Origin of the sequence: Hoyosella levis (assembly GCF_026008515.1) — a bacterium.
Classification (GTDB): Bacteria; Actinomycetota; Actinomycetes; order Mycobacteriales; family Mycobacteriaceae; genus Lolliginicoccus; species Lolliginicoccus levis.
This window is the reverse complement of the sequence record NZ_BQYM01000014.1, coordinates 56585-74375: the sequence shown is the minus strand read 5'-3', so window position 1 is coordinate 74375 and position 17791 is coordinate 56585. Positions and strand designations below refer to the sequence as shown.

General features: G+C 67.6%; 13 protein-coding genes. 4 read left to right on the top strand and 9 right to left on the bottom strand.

The genetic code is table 11. From position 1 onward, the window contains the following. Window positions 1-212: 212 nt before the first annotated feature. Genes QC765_RS14750 through QC765_RS14740 form a run of 3 tightly spaced genes read left to right on the top strand, consistent with a single transcriptional unit; the run spans window position 213 to window position 3663 of the window. On the top strand, window positions 213-542 hold the full coding sequence (locus QC765_RS14750) for a hypothetical protein (RefSeq protein WP_278315200.1): 330 nt from the start codon (window positions 213-215) through the stop codon (window positions 540-542). Next, complete coding sequence (locus QC765_RS14745; protein WP_278315199.1) at window positions 539-2875, top strand: TPR repeat domain-containing protein; 2337 nt, start codon at window positions 539-541, stop codon at window positions 2873-2875. The genes QC765_RS14750 and QC765_RS14745 overlap by 4 nt, the downstream gene beginning before the upstream one ends. Then, entirely contained in the window at window positions 2872-3663 is a 792-nt protein-coding gene (locus tag QC765_RS14740; RefSeq protein WP_278315198.1) for a hypothetical protein, read from the top strand. The genes QC765_RS14745 and QC765_RS14740 overlap by 4 nt, the downstream gene beginning before the upstream one ends. Before the next feature lie 129 nt (window positions 3664-3792). On the opposite strand, the gene QC765_RS14735 is transcribed toward QC765_RS14740, so the two are convergent. From QC765_RS14735 to QC765_RS14715, 5 genes are all read right to left on the bottom strand, one after another. Beyond that, entirely contained in the window at window positions 3793-4818 is a 1026-nt protein-coding gene (locus QC765_RS14735; RefSeq protein ID WP_278315197.1) for a hypothetical protein, read from the bottom strand. Window positions 4819-4936: 118 nt separating this feature from the next. Beyond that, on the bottom strand, window positions 4937-6184 hold the full coding sequence (locus QC765_RS14730; RefSeq protein WP_278315196.1) for a saccharopine dehydrogenase family protein: 1248 nt from the start codon (window positions 6182-6184) through the stop codon (window positions 4937-4939). A gap of 147 nt (window positions 6185-6331) precedes the next feature. Continuing rightward, window positions 6332-7171 carry an oxidoreductase gene (locus QC765_RS14725; protein ID WP_278315195.1) on the bottom strand — a complete coding sequence of 280 codons (840 nt, stop codon included), beginning with the start codon at window positions 7169-7171 and terminating at the stop codon, window positions 6332-6334. A 368-nt stretch (window positions 7172-7539) separates the two neighbouring features. Continuing rightward, window positions 7540-8142 (bottom strand): hypothetical protein, encoded by a 603-nt coding sequence (locus tag QC765_RS14720; protein WP_278315194.1) that lies wholly within the window; start codon window positions 8140-8142, stop codon window positions 7540-7542. Window positions 8143-8207: 65 nt separating this feature from the next. Beyond that, on the bottom strand, window positions 8208-9662 hold the full coding sequence (locus QC765_RS14715) for a WS/DGAT domain-containing protein (RefSeq protein ID WP_278315193.1): 1455 nt from the start codon (window positions 9660-9662) through the stop codon (window positions 8208-8210). 368 nt (window positions 9663-10030) lie between these two features. Here QC765_RS14715 and QC765_RS14710 point away from each other — a divergent pair, with 368 nt between their 5' ends. Beyond that, window positions 10031-10918 carry an alpha/beta hydrolase gene (locus QC765_RS14710; protein ID WP_278315192.1) on the top strand — a complete coding sequence of 296 codons (888 nt, stop codon included), beginning with the start codon at window positions 10031-10033 and terminating at the stop codon, window positions 10916-10918. A 99-nt stretch (window positions 10919-11017) separates the two neighbouring features. Here QC765_RS14710 and QC765_RS14705 read toward each other — a convergent pair whose 3' ends face one another. From QC765_RS14705 to QC765_RS14690, 4 genes are read right to left on the bottom strand one after another with little or no spacing between them, the layout of a single operon-like run. Then, window positions 11018-12175, bottom strand: a complete 1158-nt coding sequence (locus QC765_RS14705; protein WP_278315191.1) for a glycosyltransferase — start codon at window positions 12173-12175, stop codon at window positions 11018-11020. 2 nt (window positions 12176-12177) lie between these two features. Beyond that, on the bottom strand, window positions 12178-12987 hold the full coding sequence (locus QC765_RS14700; RefSeq protein ID WP_278315190.1) for an alpha/beta fold hydrolase: 810 nt from the start codon (window positions 12985-12987) through the stop codon (window positions 12178-12180). Next, entirely contained in the window at window positions 12984-13334 is a 351-nt protein-coding gene (locus QC765_RS14695; RefSeq protein ID WP_278315189.1) for an acyl carrier protein, read from the bottom strand. The genes QC765_RS14700 and QC765_RS14695 overlap by 4 nt, the downstream gene beginning before the upstream one ends. After that, window positions 13331-17785: a beta-ketoacyl synthase N-terminal-like domain-containing protein gene (locus QC765_RS14690; RefSeq protein WP_278315188.1), complete on the bottom strand. Its 4455-nt coding sequence runs from the start codon at window positions 17783-17785 to the stop codon at window positions 13331-13333. Before QC765_RS14690 ends, QC765_RS14695 begins: the two co-directional genes overlap by 4 nt. Window positions 17786-17791 lie beyond the last annotated feature (6 nt).

Here is a 17791-nt window from a genome sequence, read left to right as displayed (position 1 = left end):
CCGGGGCGGCCTGGGCTCGGTCGCCCACCCCCGATCGTGACAGCGTAGCCACGCTGGACGTGGCCAGTTCTTCACGATCGGCGGGCTCGGGACCCCCGCGCAGGCACTCACCCCGCCCACTGTGCGCTACATCACGCTCCCCGATGGAACCGTTCGTCGCTCCAATGCATCTATTCATGCATGGAGAGTCCACGACCGGGAGGAATCCGCGCATGACCCAGCCCCCTGTTCTTGGCGCGCCGGGCGGTCTGTGGATCACTCCGTCGGCGGTCACTGAATTGATCGGCGCTCTCGAGGCGTTCGCGAGCGAGATCGGCGCCCACCACGCTGCCGAGGTCACGGACGAAGTGGCAGCCGCGTTGCCTGCTTCCGATACTGCTCGTGCGCTGACCGAATTCTCCAGCGCATTGTCCGGGGCGCTGGCCCACATGTCGGATCGCGCTCTCGATCTGGCCCAGGTCGCGCGGCTGACCTGGAACGATATGGATGGTGCTGATGCGATTCTGGGCGCGGATATCGCGGGTATCGAGGGGGCGGAATGAGACCGACGCGTTCCCAGTGGGAGCAGACCTGGCCGGCGGTGCTGTCGGTGGGCGAGAACCGCGCGAGCCGTCTGGCCAGCACGATCCTCGAGGAGAGCAACTCCTTGATGCTCACGTTCACCAGCGAGGCGATCGAGTGGACGGGCGTTGCCCGTGACGCTGCCGAGGATCGTGGACACCGCGAGAATGGTCGGAACAAGAAGGTCGCGTTCGCGCTGGAGGACTTCGCGCTGGAGTGCACCGCCGCCATGAATGCGCTCGCTCCCCTGGTCAGCGATGTGCGATCCCTGTGCATGGGGGCGGAGGCGCAGGGCTTGACTGTCACCGATGACTGGACGGTCCACGTTCCTCCGTCCGCGGATTCCTCCACCGTCAATGAGGCAGCCACGTTGCAGGGGCGCCTGGCGAGCTTCATCGATGAGTTCGACCGCATCGACACCCGTACCGCGCGCGCTATCAACGACATCACGGCGGTCCTGCGGGAACATAAGCCCGAGGGAGAGGGGCTGTCCGCGAAGCAGGGCCGGGAGGCTGGGCAACTGCTCGGCAGCGAGCGGGAACTGACCGACAGCGAGCTCACGCGCATTGGCCAGGATTTGCGGACAGCCGGGCTCAGCGCCGAGCAGATCCGCGTGCTCGCCGAGGGAGGAACGGTCCTCGACGTGCCCGAATCGACCCGCGGATATCTGGGTGAGCTTGTTCGCACCGCGGGCCTCGACGGCATCATGCGCCTTCACGATTCCTTCGCCGCGCAAGCTACGCCCGAGAGCGCAGCGAATATCGAAGCCCTTGCCAATGCCGTACTGATCGTGTCGAACGAGAACATCGGCAGTGGCGGCGGCTCAACAGGTGGGTACGACGATCTGCCAGCCGATATCCGCGCTCTCATCGGCGACTGCTACGGCGATGGTCCAGATGCCAATGCCGAAGGCCAAGGCCCACCACCACGCCAGATGGCGGCTTTTGCTTCGCTTCTGGCCAGCTCCGATCCTTCCCTGCCCCCGGGCGAGCGCCTCGGAATCGAGCTTGGGCGGCATGCAGCCAATCTTGAGCTCGAAGCGCGGGAAGCACGCGATCACCGATCCTCGCCCAGCATGACTGGGATCGGCCTCGACACCTACTTCGCCAGCGAGCGCGACGAGCACTACAGCACCGCGCTCGAGGACCTGCTCGGTGTCGCTGCGCGCAACCCCGACGCGTCCGCCGCGCTGCTCGCCGGAACAACCAGCGACGGCCATGCCATCGAGGGCTACGACCGCGACCCCACTGTCATTCCCCTCATGACGCGCGACTGGGAGGATTCGCAGCCCATCACAGCGATGCTCGAATGGATCGGCACCGACGCCCTCAGCGACGATCCCGCCATCCGCGCGCGCGGGCAACACGGCTTCACCGACCTCATCGAGATCACCACCACAACCACCACCGGCAGCGGAGGCAACAACTTCCAGGAGCTGATGAGCACCAGCGGCGGCTCCCTCGGCCAACAGAACCCCGCCCTCGCCCAGCAGCTCGCCGCATCCTCCGCGCCCTACATGAACGCGCTCGGCGGGATGCACCACAGCCTGTCCGGCCTCGACGAGATCCGATACATCACCCCGGGCGACAGCGTTCGCTTCATGACGCTGATCAGTACCGACGAGAAAGCCGCAGAGGCACTCGCCGCGAATGTCGACATCCAGCAGGTGATGAACGCGAGCTCCGTGCCCAACGTCGGCGGCGCGGAAGCGCAATTCCTCGGCTCCGCCAATGGACGACTGTCGACATACCTCGAATCCGCGCTCACCGCCGAACAAGGCCACCGCGAGACCTACGCGCGCGAAGTCGACGACCACGTCAAGGCCACCCGCCAGGGCACGAACAGTGTTATCGCAGGCACCGTCGGCGCGCTCCCCACGGTCGGCGCGCCCGTCGCGGGATTGCTCACCGCCGTGTTCGGCGACTACACCACCCCCGACGGATTGGTCGATTACGAGACGTTCAGCCGCAACGCTGACCTTGGAGCGGAGGACCGCAGCGTCACCTTGCAGCAGTTGCAGGCCATCGCCATCGCCTCCGGACTGCCCCTCGACCAGTACCCCGAGGCGTTGATCGATGAGACGGGGGAACCACGGCCCGCGACCGTTGGGGAGGTTCAACAATGGGCCGTTGAAGTTGAGCAACTTGAACATCTGCGCGGCTCGCTAGCCGAGGCGCTCCACCAGCATGGGCTTGGACACGTCCTGAACCGCTATGAGTACGGGACCGAGGACGCGACCATCCGCGCCGATGCGAAGCCCGGGAGCAACGAGCACTACACTCGCCTCGCCCGAGGAGATTGGGACCAATCATGACAACGTTCCGACGACGCATAGCCGCCTTCGCGCTGGCGCCCGCCCTCCTGCTCGCCGGCTGCACCACCACCGGTCCCAGCGAACCAGCCACGCCCCCATCCGCAGCACCCAGCGATTACGTCTTCCCCATCGATGAGACTGGCGACGTCACTTTCGCCTGGACCGCCGCCGACGGCATCGACCTGCTCTCCCCCGAGGCCACCATCGTCCGCGCCACTGCAGAGGCTCTGGCCATCGCTGGATTCGTCGGCGAGGAAGGAGCCTTTCCCGGCCTCGACGAATTCTGGAACGACTACCTCGACAGCCAGACGAGCTTCGGCCTGCCCACCACCCTCGAGACCCGGGGCAAGCAGCGACGCGTGACCGGAACCCGTGACTACCACATCTACAGGATCGGCTGGACCGGCGACGAGCTCACCGCCGAGTTCTGTATCGACGACAGCTACGCAGCGAGTTCCTTTGATGCCGGCGCCACGTTCGACTGGCCGCGCGTAGCCATTACCCGCGTCACTACCAGGAAGCTCACCCTCGCCCGCGACACCACCGACCCGCCCGCACCGCCACCGGCACCCACCGGACTGCGCGCCCCCACCTGGAACGCATTCGACGGCTGGCGCGCCATTGACCTCTACCAATCGGGCGACTTCGACTACTGCAGCACCTGGTACAACACCCGCGACCGCGACCCCGACCGCCCCTATTGGCCCCAGTACTCCTCGCAAGACCCCGAGCACCGGCCCCCGCCAGGACCAAACCCACCCATCGCCCCGCCAACCCCCGGATGGTGAGGACAGCGCAGGAAGGCTCTTGGAGATTTGCTAGTCAATATCGCGTGACACGCCGCGGCACGCGCCTCGAGAGGTGACATTGACAAGCAAATTCCGCAAGCAGCAGTCGAACCGGCGCCACCCTGCGAATCAGCGCTGGCTGGTGACCCGGGTGTAGGGGCTCTCGCCGGCACGCTTGGTCCGCCGCCACTCCGCGGCCACTTCCGGTGTGCCGCGGAGGTCAGCGCGCGCTTCCCAGAGATACGTTGTCGGCCAGCGCCGGAAGACGGGCAACACGGTGGTCACCACACGCATCAACGGCGGGAGTCCTCGCGGCCGCCACCCGCGCGTGACAGTGAGCGTGAGTGTCGCGATTTCGCCACCGGTGCAGACCCATTCGCCCGAGATGACGCCGGCGTGGTCACCGATGGAGAGGGACCACTTGCCTTTCCGTTCGTCCCCGGGCGAGAGCGTTCCTGGGGCCGGGGGCTCGGGCGAGAAGTGCAGGAGCGCGTGCGCGGCATCGGGTCGCCCCGCTTCACGCCGTCCGTCGCTGTCCGGCGGATTGACGTTGACGACCCACAGGTCACACGCATACTTGATCAAGTGACGGCGGTGCAGCCAGGCACCGGGCAGCCGTCCTAGCGTCACGGGCACGCCGTCTATGTTCACCACCGGGTCAATGCGGGTACGACGGACGAGATTGAAACGGCGCATCCAGACGAGCATCAATGCCGTTGGTTGCTCGATGGCGGCTCCGACGGGAGCCAGGAACTCCGCCGAGCGCTGAGGCTTGCCACCCCAATCATCGATCGAGATCTCGATCGATCGACCCGTCATGTCTCTTAGCGCGATGCGCGCGCGAACGCCAGTGTCCGCGACCTCGAGAACGGCTGGTTCGATCTTGGTGATTTTCCATTCACCGAGTCCCGCACCAATCCCATACCCCGTGCGATCGATCCTTAGTCCGGCTTGGTGGTACACGTCGACCGTGCCATTGTCGGAGCGGCGCATCAGCACAAGCATCCCGGTGCCGTGCTCGGCGTCGTCGAAGTATTGGATCTCGATGCCTTGATACACCGAATGATTGTGGATCTCGAAATTCAGCATGGCGGCGATCGTGTCTAGCCGCACGGAGATCGGCCATTGCAGGCCGCTGTCCTGAGCGCTTCCCATGACCTCATCATGGTGGTGCGGATCGGCGGCGAACAGGGTCCTTGTTCTCGTAAGACTAGGCCGAATGGCCCACGCGGTTCGCGCTGTCCTCCCCAGCGGCCACCCACGCCTGCCCCACTCAGTCCACGACCTCGAACCGCATGCCGGCATGACGGGTGAGGCGTTCGATGAATCGTTCGTCGAACATGGTGGCGGGTGTCCAGGATCCACCTGGCCGCCCGGTCTTGGTGCCGTTTTTGGCGTGGTCGAGGGCGAGGCTAGCGACGGCCTGGCCGAGGATCTTGCTGCTGGATCCGTAGCCTGGGTCGCCCTCGCCGGTGACCTTGACCCGCAGGGTCTCGCCGTTGTCGTTCTTGCCGATGAAGCGAATGTCGTAGCGCCCCGCCTCTTGCGCCTCGGGGCTGGGGCCCTCGCCAGGCTTGGGCAGCACGTACTTCTGCATCAGGCTGCGCGCGGGCTTGATGGCGGCGCTTGCCATGAATGCTCCGAGGCCCGCGACAAGAGCCAGGGCAGCGGCCCGGCCCCGGATGCCGGTCCCTGTGAGCATGCCTTCGTTGTAGGTGAACTGGTGCCCGTAGGCCTTGCCGGCTAGTGCGTTGGAGCGGTGGACGACGCGCTCGTTGACGGCGGCCATGACAAAGGGAGCTGCCCATTCCTCGAAGCCTGGGTCGAACTCGGCCGTCTTGACCCAGTGCTGCCGCGCGGTGAAGCCGTGATCCGGCGGGCACAGGTAGTAGGGGTTGAGCAGGGCCTTGCGCAGAGCGGGATCGGCGGTGGCTTCCTCGACGATGTTGATGATGCTGGCCACGGTGCCGCCCGATGCCCCACCCTTCAGGCTCTTGACGCGCATCGTGACGCTGGTGGCAGGCGCGCCCCACCGCTCGAGCGCTTTTTGCTGCAGGAAGTAGACGCCCATGTCGGATGGCACCGAGTCGAAGCCGCAGCAGTGGACGATGCGCGCGCCCGTTTCTCGCGCTGTCGCTTCGTGCTTGTCGATCATCCGCTTGATCCACTGCGTCTCGCCGGTCAGGTCGCAGTAATCCGTGCCGGTTTCCGCGCAGGCCTTGAGCAGGGGCTCGCCATACAGCGCGTAGGGCCCGACGGTCGACACCACTACCCGCGTCTGGGCGCACAATGCGTGCAGCTGGTCCTCGTCCGTGGCATCGGCTACGAGGATGGGAAGGGATTCGCCTGCTGCCCCGAGCGACCGCCTGACTTCCTCGAGCTTCGACTTGGACCGGCCCGCGATTGCCCATCGGGCTGGTTCCGCCTGGCTGGAGAAGTGCTCGGCCAGGTATTGGGTCATGATCGTGCCGACGAAGCTGGTGGCGCCGAACACCACGAGGTCATATTCCGGGTCGTTCATGCCTGGGTCCTTGTCGGGTTGGCTGTCGAGATCCTGTTGGTTGTCGAGCGACTGGCGATTTCGAGCGACTGGCGGAAGCCCGTGATCACTTTCTACCGGATCGCAGCGGTTTATCCCACCGCTCGCGCCCACCGCTCGGGCCCATCGCTACTGCTTCCCCGGGATCGGGAACTGGGTGCGCATCGCCAGGTCCCAGAGCTTGTCCGGGGTGAGGCGCCGCTGCATGATGGCGAGGGTGGCGCTGGGGGTGACGGTGTAGCGCGCCTTGGGCCGCTTGCGCTCGATCGCTTTGCGGATGACTTTCGCGACGGTTTCCGGCCCTCCCCCGGCGAGCTTGCCGACAGCGCTTGTGTAGACCTCCGCGGTAGCTTCTCCGACTCGCGCGTTGAACGCACCATACGGCCCGTTGTCGAGGTTGTTCACCGATCCGACCGCGGTGCCTGCGAATTCCGTGCTGATCAATCCAGGCTCGATCAGAACGACCTGCACCCCAAAGCCTTGGACCTCGAACCTCATGGCATCGGAGATCGCCTCGACGGCGTACTTCGTCGAATGGTAGATGCCACCGCCAGGAAAAGTCAGCTTCCCGCCCATCGAGCCGATATTGATGATGCGGCCACGGCCAGCCTTCCGCATGCCGGGCAGCACGAGCTGGCTCATCCGGATGAGGCCGAACACGTTGGTCTCGAATTGCTGGCGAATGCTGTCCAGCGGAATCGATTCGACCGCGCCCGATTGCGAGTAGCCCGCGTTGTTCACCAGGACATCGATAGAACCCTCTTCGCTCTCGACCGCGGCTACCGCGGCCGACATGGATTCCTCGTCGGTGACATCGAGAGCAAGAGTGCGGCACCCTTGATCAGCGAGCCCCCGCAGCGTTTCCGGCCGCCGGGCCGTCGCGTAGACAGTGTGTCCGTGGGCAGCGAGGTCGGCAGCCGTGGCCGCCCCAATGCCGCTCGAGCAGCCGGTGATGAGCACCGTACTCATGGGTCCTCCTTGTTCGGGCAAGGCCGGGTGCCAGCTAGGTGTGGTCTCCATCCTCGGTCTAGTTAACACCCTTCGAACCCCGGTAGTGGTCCACATCACACTCCGTAGTGGAACCTGGTGCGCGCGTGGCGCGTCCATATTTGTCGTCACCACCGATCAGGAGGTGCGCGCCGGTGCTCTTGCCGCGACGAGGAGGAACGAGGGGTCGTCGCGGCGAGGCCAGCGGTCGCGCTGGCGCGATCGCCTTCCCGGCGAGGCCAGCGGTTTCACGGAATTTGCTAGCAGATGTCGCATGACACGCCGCGACACGGCCCACGAACGGTGACAATGGCCAGCAGATTTTCCGCCGCCGCCACCAAGCAGGCCGCTCACCGGGAACGCTGCAGGGCCCCGTCGAGGTAGGTCGCGATGTCATCGTCAGCGACCAGCCCGCTGCCTTGCACACCGTTCTCGATGAGCTGGAGGTAGGCCTCGCTGGGTTGCCCCAGAGGGAGGTCGCGCGCAGTGGTGAGGGTGAGGGCTGGAGTTCCATCGATGTCGGGGAGTCGAAGGGCGGCGTTGTACTTGCCGCGCTCGGGCTCGCCGTGGGAGTGGACGGGGAGTGCTGCCATGTCGCCAACGCGCAGGCCAGTCCAGTCCGGCGTCCAGGCGCAGTCCGTCAACCCGTTCTCCTCGGCGGCAACGTGGGTGAACTGGTCGAGCTGGATGAGGTAGGCGCGCCCGCAGCTGCGCTGCCCCCTTCGCGCGAGGCGGGGATCAACGAAGGCTACGGCCCCGGTCCAGCGATGCGAGTGCCCAGCGAAGTAGAGCGCGTGGTCGATCCATAGGGAACGGGTATCGCGGGGCGGAACGGTCGTGGGTGCTGGCCGATGAGGGCCATAGATGCTGTCGGCGCTCGAGCCGTTGAGGTACGCGGCGAACCGATCGGCAACCAGGTTGGAGCCGTAGGCGACGTACCAGAAAAGTTCCACTGCACTTGACCCCCCTGCATTTGATCCCACTGCACTTGATCCCACTGCCCCAGGGTAGGCGGCTGCTAGCTGACGGAGGTGGTTCCCGCGTCATCAGCGAGCGCGGCATCGCGCGCGTTGGCCAGTTCGATGAAGGCGTCATGGAGGTGCTGGCGATACCGTCCCGGGTCGCGCAGCGAGCTGGCTCCGGCGGAGATCGAGACCATGAGTTCGTCGTTGAGGTTGGTCACCTGGTGGGTGAGCGGGGCGCCCTTGTTGAGCAGGCTGACGATCTGGGTGCGGACCGCCCGCGCGTCACCGAGGTAGAGGGGTTGCTTGCCGCGGAAGGTGTTGGTGATGGCAACGTTGGCCGATCGTCCCTCCTCGGTGTCCTTGCGGTGGAGGCGCGCGGCGAGCGGGGCGAGCAGGGTAAGCGCGGCCTTCTCGTGGAGGAACTGCCGACCGGTGGCGGCACTGTTCTTCACGGCCGTAGTGGTGCGGTGGGTGAGCCGGAGGCATTCGGCGGGATCGCCGACCGTGGTCCACAAGGGGATGGTGCCGCGGGTGATGTTGTTGCCCGCGGTGCGTCCGGAGGCGGAGGGCACGGCGATGGGAATGAAGCATTGCAGCGGCTCGTCCGGGAGCTCGTTGGTGTCCGCGAGGTAGCCGCGCAGGGCTGTGGTGACCGCGGCGACGACGACGTCGTTGACGGTTGCTCCGGCCACGGTCTTGCGGGCCGCGGAGATGGTGGCGAGCGGCACGATGAGGAACTCGTGGACGCGCTCTGCCTCGTCGGGGTCGGTGTCGATGGCTGAGCGAACGGGCGGCTGCTCGGGCGCCTCTGCTTGGTCGGCCGGGCCCGTGGGAGGCACCGGCTCCTCGCTTGCCGGCGAGGAAACAGCGATCCGATTTGCCTCGCGGACCAGCTGGACGGTGGTGCGCAGGCGAGGAGCAAGCCCGATGAGCGCGCTCAGGAGGATGCTCTGCGGCAGCAATGACCGCCCCGCGCGGTAGGGCTCCACCGGTGCCTGGGCGCGCCAGTCCTCGGGCTCGGCGGAGAAGAGCTTTCGCTCGATCGCGGCGCGGGCAGTGCCGTCGAGGGCCGCGTGATCAGTGCGCAGCACGATGACTGTGGCGCTGTGCGGGAGCTCGGGGGCGGCGTTCACGCCTTCGAGAAGGATGACCTCGAGCGGCACCTCGCCCGCATCGGATTCGCCGGCAATCGCCTCGAGAGTAGCGACGGTATCGGCCCAGGTGCCCGTGCCTTGCACGGTGCGGGCGGTGACGCGCAGCTTGCCGGCCTTGCTCTCATCGGCGACCCAGGCGGGATTGTCCAGCTTGAGCGGTGTGGGAGCGAGGCGCTGGTGCATCAGCGGTTCGTCGCCGATCCGCTTCATCACGTAATCGGCCAGCTCGTCGCGCGTGGAGGGCGCGGTGGCGGCCGCACGGGCATCGAAGGCGTACGCGGCGACGACGGCGCGGCGAAACGACTCGCCGAACAAGTAAAAGAACAGCGCGCCGATCCCGTCGATGCGTTCCATTGATGCTCCTTTCGCCCGGTTCCGGTCCATCCAAGCACATGCCGGCTGGATTGCTGCTGCCGCGCTTTAAGACATGATGCAGCGAACCCTCGCTCGCGAGTACGCGAACGACATATCCGCAGGTTGTGGACCACATGGAGCCATGTAAAGTAGAGCAAGTCACAACTATATTTCCCCGGCGCGTGAGCGAGGTTCTTGTGAGTGATGACCTGACGAGCGCGCGGAAGCTCGTTCATCACGCCGTGCGCGCCCTCGCTGCGCTGGCTCCTGCCGTCCTAGCTCCGGCGCTATTGCTCCCACTGGCCCTGGCTCCAGCCGCGCATGCGATCCCCGCTCAGCTCGCCCCCTCTCAACTGGCGCCCTCTCAAATGGCCCCAGCGCAGGCATCGATCGCAGGGGTGGAGCAGGTCTCGCCCACCTGGACCGACATCCTGGTCAGCTCCCCTTCGATGCAACGAACGATCCGGGTGCATGTCCTGCATCCGACGCATTCGTCGCCCCGGCCCACGTTCTACCTCCTTGATGGCAACGAGGCGAGCGAGGTGCGCAGCGATTGGATCACCAAGACTGACATCGTTGACTTCGCCGCCTCGAAGGACGCCAACATCGTCCTGCCCGCAGGAGGCGAGGCCTCGTACTACACCGACTGGCAGCAGCCTGATCCCGAGCTCGGCGTGTACATGTGGGAGACCTTCCTGACGGAAGAACTGCCCCCGCTGATCGACGGGACTTTCCACGGCAATGGTCGCGATGCGATCGGTGGGATCTCGATGGGCGGGCAGGCGGCGCTTGCTCTCGCGTCCCGGCATCCCGGCCGGTACGAGGGCGTCGCGGCAATCAGCGCGTGCCCCATGGTGGCGCAGTCGCCGTACCAGGATTCGGTGCGGGCGGGCATCGCCCGTCAAGGAGGGAACGCGACGAACATGTGGGGCCCGCGCGATGATCCGGCATGGTCCGCGCATGATCCGTCGATGAATCCCGACGGGCTGCGGGGCACCGCGATCTACCTCTACGCGGGTAGCGGGCGGCCCGGCGTGCACGAGCAAGGTTTCGACGAGACGACCCGAGCGACCATCCTGGTGGGCGGGCCCATCGAGGCGGCCGCATCGGTGTGCACGGTGGACTTCGCGGCCCGGCTCGCGGCAGCGTCCATCCCCACTATTGTGGATCTGCGCCCCACGGGCACGCACTCGTGGCCGTACTGGCAGGATGCGCTCCGCTCGGCATGGCCCACCGTCGAGTCCGCCCTGCGGTAGGGCCAAGCGCGCCAAGACACACCCGCGAGTGTGCAAGAAACGACAGCTCCAAGCGCTAAAGCTGTCGCATTTCGCACACTCGCGCCGCTGAGGAGCTCCCTACCCGAGCCCGGCGAGGATCTCCGCGGCCCGCGCTGCTCCCCCGGCGTCGCGGAAGGATTGGCCGATGCGCGCGGCAGCAGCCTGGTGCCCGCTGGCGGGGTCGAGCACGGTGTCGAGGGCATCGGCGATGTGCTGCTCGGTGGCGCGGCGGAATCGCAGCCGCAGCCCGGCTCCGGCATCGACGACCTGCTGGGCGACAACGGGCTGATCATCGCGGACCGGGGCGGTGACCAGGGGCAGGCCGTTCCACAGTGATTCGCAGACGGTGTTGTGCCCGGCGTGGCAGATCACCGCATCCATGGCGGGGAGCAGCGCGCGCTGCGGCACGAACTCCTGCACGAGGATGTTGCTGGGCGGGTCCTCGATCACGCCGTCGGGGTCGACGAGAACCGCTCGGTAGCGATCCGGGCGAGCGCCTATCGCCGCGGCGGCCTTGCGGAGGAAGGCGGCCCCGGTGGCCCCGTTGACGGTGCCCATGCTGATGAGGACGTTGAGCTGATCGTTGTCGAGGAACTCCCAGGGGAAATCGCCGCGCGCAGCACTGGTGAGGTCCTCAGCGAGAGCGGGACCGACCATCCAGCATCGCTCGGCGGCGATCGCGGGACTGCCCGAGAGCTCCGCGGTGGTGAACACGAGGATGCCGTGCGGGGAGAAGCGCGGGTCATTGCCGGTGCCGGGCACGCCGATCTCGTCACGGAGCTCGTCGAGCAGGCCGATGACCCAGTCCTTGACCTTGGGCAGTGACTCGAGCGGGTCGGTGAGCTCGGTGGAGGTGGTGGCGGAGGTGATCCAGGTGATGCCCTCGCGCTCGGCGATGAGCGAACCGGCGAGGGCTTGCTGGTCCGCGATGACGATATCGGGGGCGAACTGCTCGATGGCAGCGGATACGCCGAGCGCCATGGCGCGGGCGAGCGGGATGAAGAAGTGCTCCCACAGGAACTTCAGCGCGGCCGGTCCAACGAGATCGCCACGTTCCTCCAGCGACATGGTGGCGCAGTCGCAAACCATCAGGTCGGTGCCGCCAAGCGCGTGGATGACGCGGGCATCCCCGGCCCAGGCGACGTCGTGGCCCTGCCTCGCGAGCTCCCGGCCCACAGCCAGGGTCGGGTTGATATGGCCGACGAGCGGCGGCACGACGAACAGGTAGCGGCTCACTGTCAGGCGCCGATCTGGTGTGCCTCGCCGAGCGTGGCCTGGTGGCCGCCGAACAGCCAGTCAGCGACGAGGGTGCGGGTGAGGGCGGGCTTCTCCACGAGCACGGAGTGGCCCATGCCGTCGAGGATGCGGGCCTCGAACGCGGCGAGCTTCCCACGCAGCAGCTCGACCTGGTAGGACAGCCCGGTCTGGGTGCCGAACACGCCCAGCACGGGACAGGTGATGTCGGTGAGGTCCTCGTTGATGAGGCGGCTGGCGGGGATGTCCGCGACGATGCTGGTGGTCTCGAGGATCTTGTAGGCGGCCTTGGATAGCCGGGCCGGGTGGGAGCCGTGGTGGGTGGCGATGTGCTCGAACGCGCCCTCGGCACTGAGCCGCTCCACGGCGTCGTTGAGGCCCTCGTTGATGTGAGTGGCCCACTGCTGGACTGGCGGCTCGGCCTCCATGAACAGGATGCTGGCGGTGCGCTCGGGGTGCGCGGCGGCGAACCCGAAGGCGATGGTGCCGCCGAAGGAGTTGCCGACGAGGTGCACCGGCCAAGTGATGCCCAGCGCGTCGAGGAGCCCGTCGAGATCGTCGACGAAGTGCTCGAGCTGGTAGCCGGTGGCGGGGCGGGTGGTGCGGCCGTGGCCGCGCAGGTCATACATGACAACGTCAACGCCCAGCTCGGCCAGCGCGGGCCCCACGGTGAAGTAGTAGCTCGCGAGGCTGTCATAGAGCAGGCCGTGCAGCAGGACAACGGTGACGCCCGTGTCGGTGGGCCCCATGCGCTGCACGTGGACTTCGATGTCGCCGACGGTGACCTTGTTCACGCCTGCTCCCCCGCTGGCTGCTCCGCTGGTGCGTCGGCCTCGGTGCTGTTGAGGCTCTCGACGACGAAATCCACAAGCTGCCCGACGGTGACGTGCATGATCTGCTCGAGCTCCATGCCTGCGATGAACTGCGCGAAGTTCACGCGATCGCCCCATCGCTCGCGCAGCAGGCCGGACAGCGCCACGAGGTCGATGCTCTCCATCTCGAGATCATCGTGGAACTCGGTCTCGCGGGTGACGTCGCTGGGATCGACGTCGAACAGCTCGAGCATGTCGGCCAGCATGCCGACGATCGCGTCGAATACCTCGTCCTCGCTGAGGGTTTCGGTCGCTGGATTATTGCTCATGGGTTTTCTGTCCCCTCGTCGGTGTGGCGGGTCCCGGAATGCTCGGTCCAGGCCACCACATAGGTGCGTGGCGGCAAGGGTTGCGGGTTGCGGGTGACCGTCGTGCGCACCTGATGCTCGATGCCCTGGTGGCGCACGATGAGACTGGCCTGGTTGGCGGCGATGACCTCGAACTGCTTGGGAGCGCCGTCCAAGCCGGTGCCGAGCTTCTTGGCGACGGCTTCCTTCGCGGTCCAGAAGCGCGTGAACCACAGCGCCCGATCGTTGGCCTCGCTGCCAGCGAGCACGTCGAGCAGTTCGAGCTCACGGTCAGTCAGCGCCGCGTTCTCCGTGGTGGCGTCTCGTTCCAGGACTTCCTCGACATCGATGCCGCAGGGGCCGCTCGCGGCGATGGCCACGCCAAGCTCGGCGCAGTGCGCGATCGAAACGGCCAGCGGCGGCAGCGAGCGACCGTGGGTGCCGATGGCGAACGGTGCCCCGCTGCCGGCATTGCCGATCTCGATCTCCTGCGGGAAGATCCCGGCGTCCTCGGTTTGCCACAGCAGTTGCCGGATGGCGTCCTTGGCGGCGATGCGTCCGAGCAGCCATTGCCGCTTGCGGCGCGGCGGCACGACCGCGTACTGGTCCCGCTCGGTGGCGCCGAGCATCTTGCGCACCACGAGCTCGCGAGTGGCGAGATCCGGCCACATCTCGGCGACCTCGGCCCAGCCCTCGGGATGCAACGTGGCGAGGGTGTTGTGCTCGGGCGCGCAGTCCGTGGCACGGATGGCGGGGTTGGAATCGAAGCGACGATCCTGCCAGCCGGTGATCTGCGCCCACACGGTGCCGCCGGTGATCAGCTGGATGTCGGCGGTGACGGCCTGGTGGGTGACCTCGCGGATAAGGATGGTGCATTCAACGATGCTGCCGGGCTCCGGGTGGGCGCTGTGGAACTCGATGCGGTCCATGCCCACGGGGAAGACGGTGGAGCGCTCGGTCATGGTGGTCTGCACCCAGTAGCCGAGGAGCTGCCCGGCGTTGTCGAGCAATGCCCCGGGGGCGGCAGGCGTGCGCAGGAGGCCCCGGACGTGCCGGTCGCCGATGGCGGTGAGCTCGGTGACGCCCTGGAACCGGGGCCCGTGGAACATCCAGCGGCGGGTGTAGAGCTCGTGGGCCTCGTCGGTCGGAGGATGCTCGGTGCTGGGGTCGACGCGCCAGATCCCGGGCTGCGCGGGGTACTGGTTGCCAACGGCGATGCGGGCGCGGGCATGGCCCTGCAGGGTGACATTGACCGTCGTGGCGTCCTCCGGCTCGACGGTGATCGGCACGGTGACGGATGGGATGACAGGCAGCCATTTCTGGAACCGCACATCGGTCAGCGCCACGGGCAGGCATCCGGGCGCGCTGCGGCTCGCGTGCTCCATCATGTGGTGCACGAGGGTCGTCGCGGGCACGACGGGCCAGCGGTCCTCGTCGACGGGCCAGCCGTCGGGCATCTTGAAGAAGCTGTGGTCGATCAGGTACGGCATCGCTTCCAGCGACACATCGAGGGTTGTGCGCGAGGGCTGGATCGGTCGCGGACCAGGCGGTTGCGGCGCGGGAGGCTGCTGAGCGGGTGAATGCGGGGCGCGCGCGGCTGGCCGCACACGGGGCGTGGCGGGCCTCGCGGCTGCGGGCGCGGAGGCAGCCGTCATGAGCTCGCGGGCAACGCGCTGGGTGTCGGCGACGAGCGCGGAGAACTCCGCCCCCCACGCGCTGGCGGCGGGCACGCCCTCGAGCTGGCTAGCACTGGCCGGGGTCAACCTTGGTTGGGATGCGAGGCTAGCGCGTTGCGCCATCGGGATGCTCACCAGCGGGCCACCCATGGCAATGGACATGCGCCGGCCTTGCCGCGCGGCCGGTGCTTCTGTCCCGGCGTGGTGGCCCTCCACCCAGAGCGCGGCCATCACCCGGTCGAGCTGATCAGCGGAACTGGCCTTCGCGGTGTGCGCGGGAATGGCCAGGTGCTCGCGGTCGTGGAGGATGTCACCGATGAGCGCGCTGACCTGCCCGGTGCCCATCTGGATGAACACACTGTTGCCCGCGTCGTGCATGCGGGTGATGAGCTCGCGGAAGCGCACGGTCTCCACGAGGTGCCGCAGGTAGATCGCCCGGATCTCGATGGGATCGGCAGGGAACGGCTCGGTGGTGGTGGCGGACCAGACCGGCACGGTCGACGCGCGGATGGTCAACGCGTCGAGGTCCCGGATGATCGGTTCGAGGAACGGGATCAGCATCGGGGTGTGGAAGCCGGACTGGAAGGGCAGGACCTGGCTGATGATGCCCTCGGCGCGGAACTGCTCGACGAGCGCGGTGACGGCCTTGCCCGGGCCGCACACCATGGACTGGTTGGGGGCGTTGTCGTGCGAGAGGACCACCTCGGGCGAGGCGTGCAGTGCCTCGCGCACGCGGGCGGCGGTGGTGCCGATGACGGCGAACTCGACACCGGGAACGGTGATCGAGGCGGGGTCGAACCGATCGAGGAACGTGTCGATCTCGGATTTGTCGAACATGCCGCCCTGGGTCATGGCGGACCATTCGCCCACGCTATGCCCGGCGAGCGCTCCGGCGGTGACTCCGCGCTCGGTGAGCGCGCGATGCAGCACCCGGCCGAGCTGGAACACCGCTGCACCGTGGGCCCCGAGATGCTCGGTGCTCATCGACGTACCGCCGAGCTCCATGCCGAGCTCGCGGGCGACCTCGGTGACGTCGGGGGCGAACTCCGCCTCGAGGCCAGGGAACACCATGGCGATCTTGCCGCCCCCTGGTCCGAGCAGCGGTGCCGGGGTGAACCACATGCTGGAGCGGCCGCGCCACGGGACGCCCCGCGCGACAGCCTTGCGCGCGAGGTTGAGGCGCTTGGGGGTGGGCTCGTCGATGGCAATGCGGGCGGGGCCGGAACCCATTGCGGTGGTGGCGAGCAAGTCTGCATCGGGCACGTCGAGGGCAGTGGCGAGATCAGCGGCAGTGGGCGCGGCGAGGCGAAGGATGCGGCGCGGCTCGCGCACGGTGATGGTCGTGGCGCGGGCCGGTGCTTCCTCGAGAATGATGTGGGCGTTGATGCCGCCGAAGCCGAAGGCGTTGACCCCAGCGCGACGTGCCTGCCCGGTGGCGTGCTGCTGCCAGGGCCGGGCCTCGGCGATGGGCGCGAAGCGGGAGGCTGACAGCATGGCGTGGGGCTGCTCGCAGTGCAGCGTGGGCAGCAATGTGCGGTGGTGCAGGGCCAGTGCAGCCTTGATGATCCCCGCTGCCCCGGCGGCGGGCATCGCGTGGCCGATCATGGACTTGACGGTGCCGATCACGGGTTGCTGCTCGCTGGCGGCGTGGGTGCCGAATACCTCGGCGAGGGTGCGGAGCTCGGCGCTGTCGCCGGCGACGGTCCCGGTGCCGTGGGCCTCGAGCAGGCCGATCGCTCCGGGCGCGGTGGGGTCGAGCGCGGCAGCCTCCCAGGCCCGCTGCACGGCGGTGACCTGGCCGGAGGGGTCGGGGTTGAACAAGCTGGCGGTGCGCCCGTCGCTGGCCACGCCGGTTCCGGTGATGACGGCGTAGACGCGGTCCCCGTCGCGCTCGGCATCGGCGAGGCGCTTGAGCGCGATGATGCCGGTGCCCTCGCCGATGAGGACACCGTCGGCGCGGGCATCGAAGGGGCGGATCTGTTGTGCCGGGGAGAGGGCGCCGAGCTGGTTGAACACGCTCCACAGCGTGACATCGTGGCAATGGTGGACCCCGCCTGCGAGCATCATGTCGCAGCGGCCGCTGGCGAGCTCGGCGATGGCCTGGTCGATGGCAACGAGGGAGGAGGCGCACGCGGCGTCGACGGTGTAGGCGGGACCGCGCAGGTCGAGCCGGTTGGCGATGCGCGAGGCGGAGAGGTTCGGCACGAGCCCGATCGCCGCGTCCGAGGTGGGCGGGCGCAGCTGTGCCTGGAAGGCTTCCTTGACCTGCTGCAGTTGCTCGCCCGTCATGTCCGGCATGATCTCGCCGAGGGTGCGGACGAGCTGGTGGGCGGTGCGCACCTGCTGGTCGAGGCGCACAAGGCCAGGCGTGAGGTAGCCGCCGCGCCCGAGGACCACGCCGATGCGGGACCTGTCGTGCGGCAGCGCGCCGTTGCCACCGGCGTCATCGATGGCATCGGCGGCGACGCGCAGGGCGATCAGCTGGTCGGGCTCGATGTCGTCGACGCTGTTGGGCATGATCCCGAATCGCGCCGGGTCGATGTCGGCCTCGACGAATCCGCCGCGCCGGCAGTAGAAGGCATCGGCGCGGGGATGATCGCGGGCAGCCGGATCGTAGAGCGATTCGTCCCACCGGTCCGCGGGCACATCGGTGACGCTATCCACGCCGCGCACGAGGTTGTTCCAGTACTCGGCGAGGTTGCTCGCTCCGGGGAACAGCGCGCCCATGCCGACGATGGCCACCGGCTGATGGGTCACTGCCGG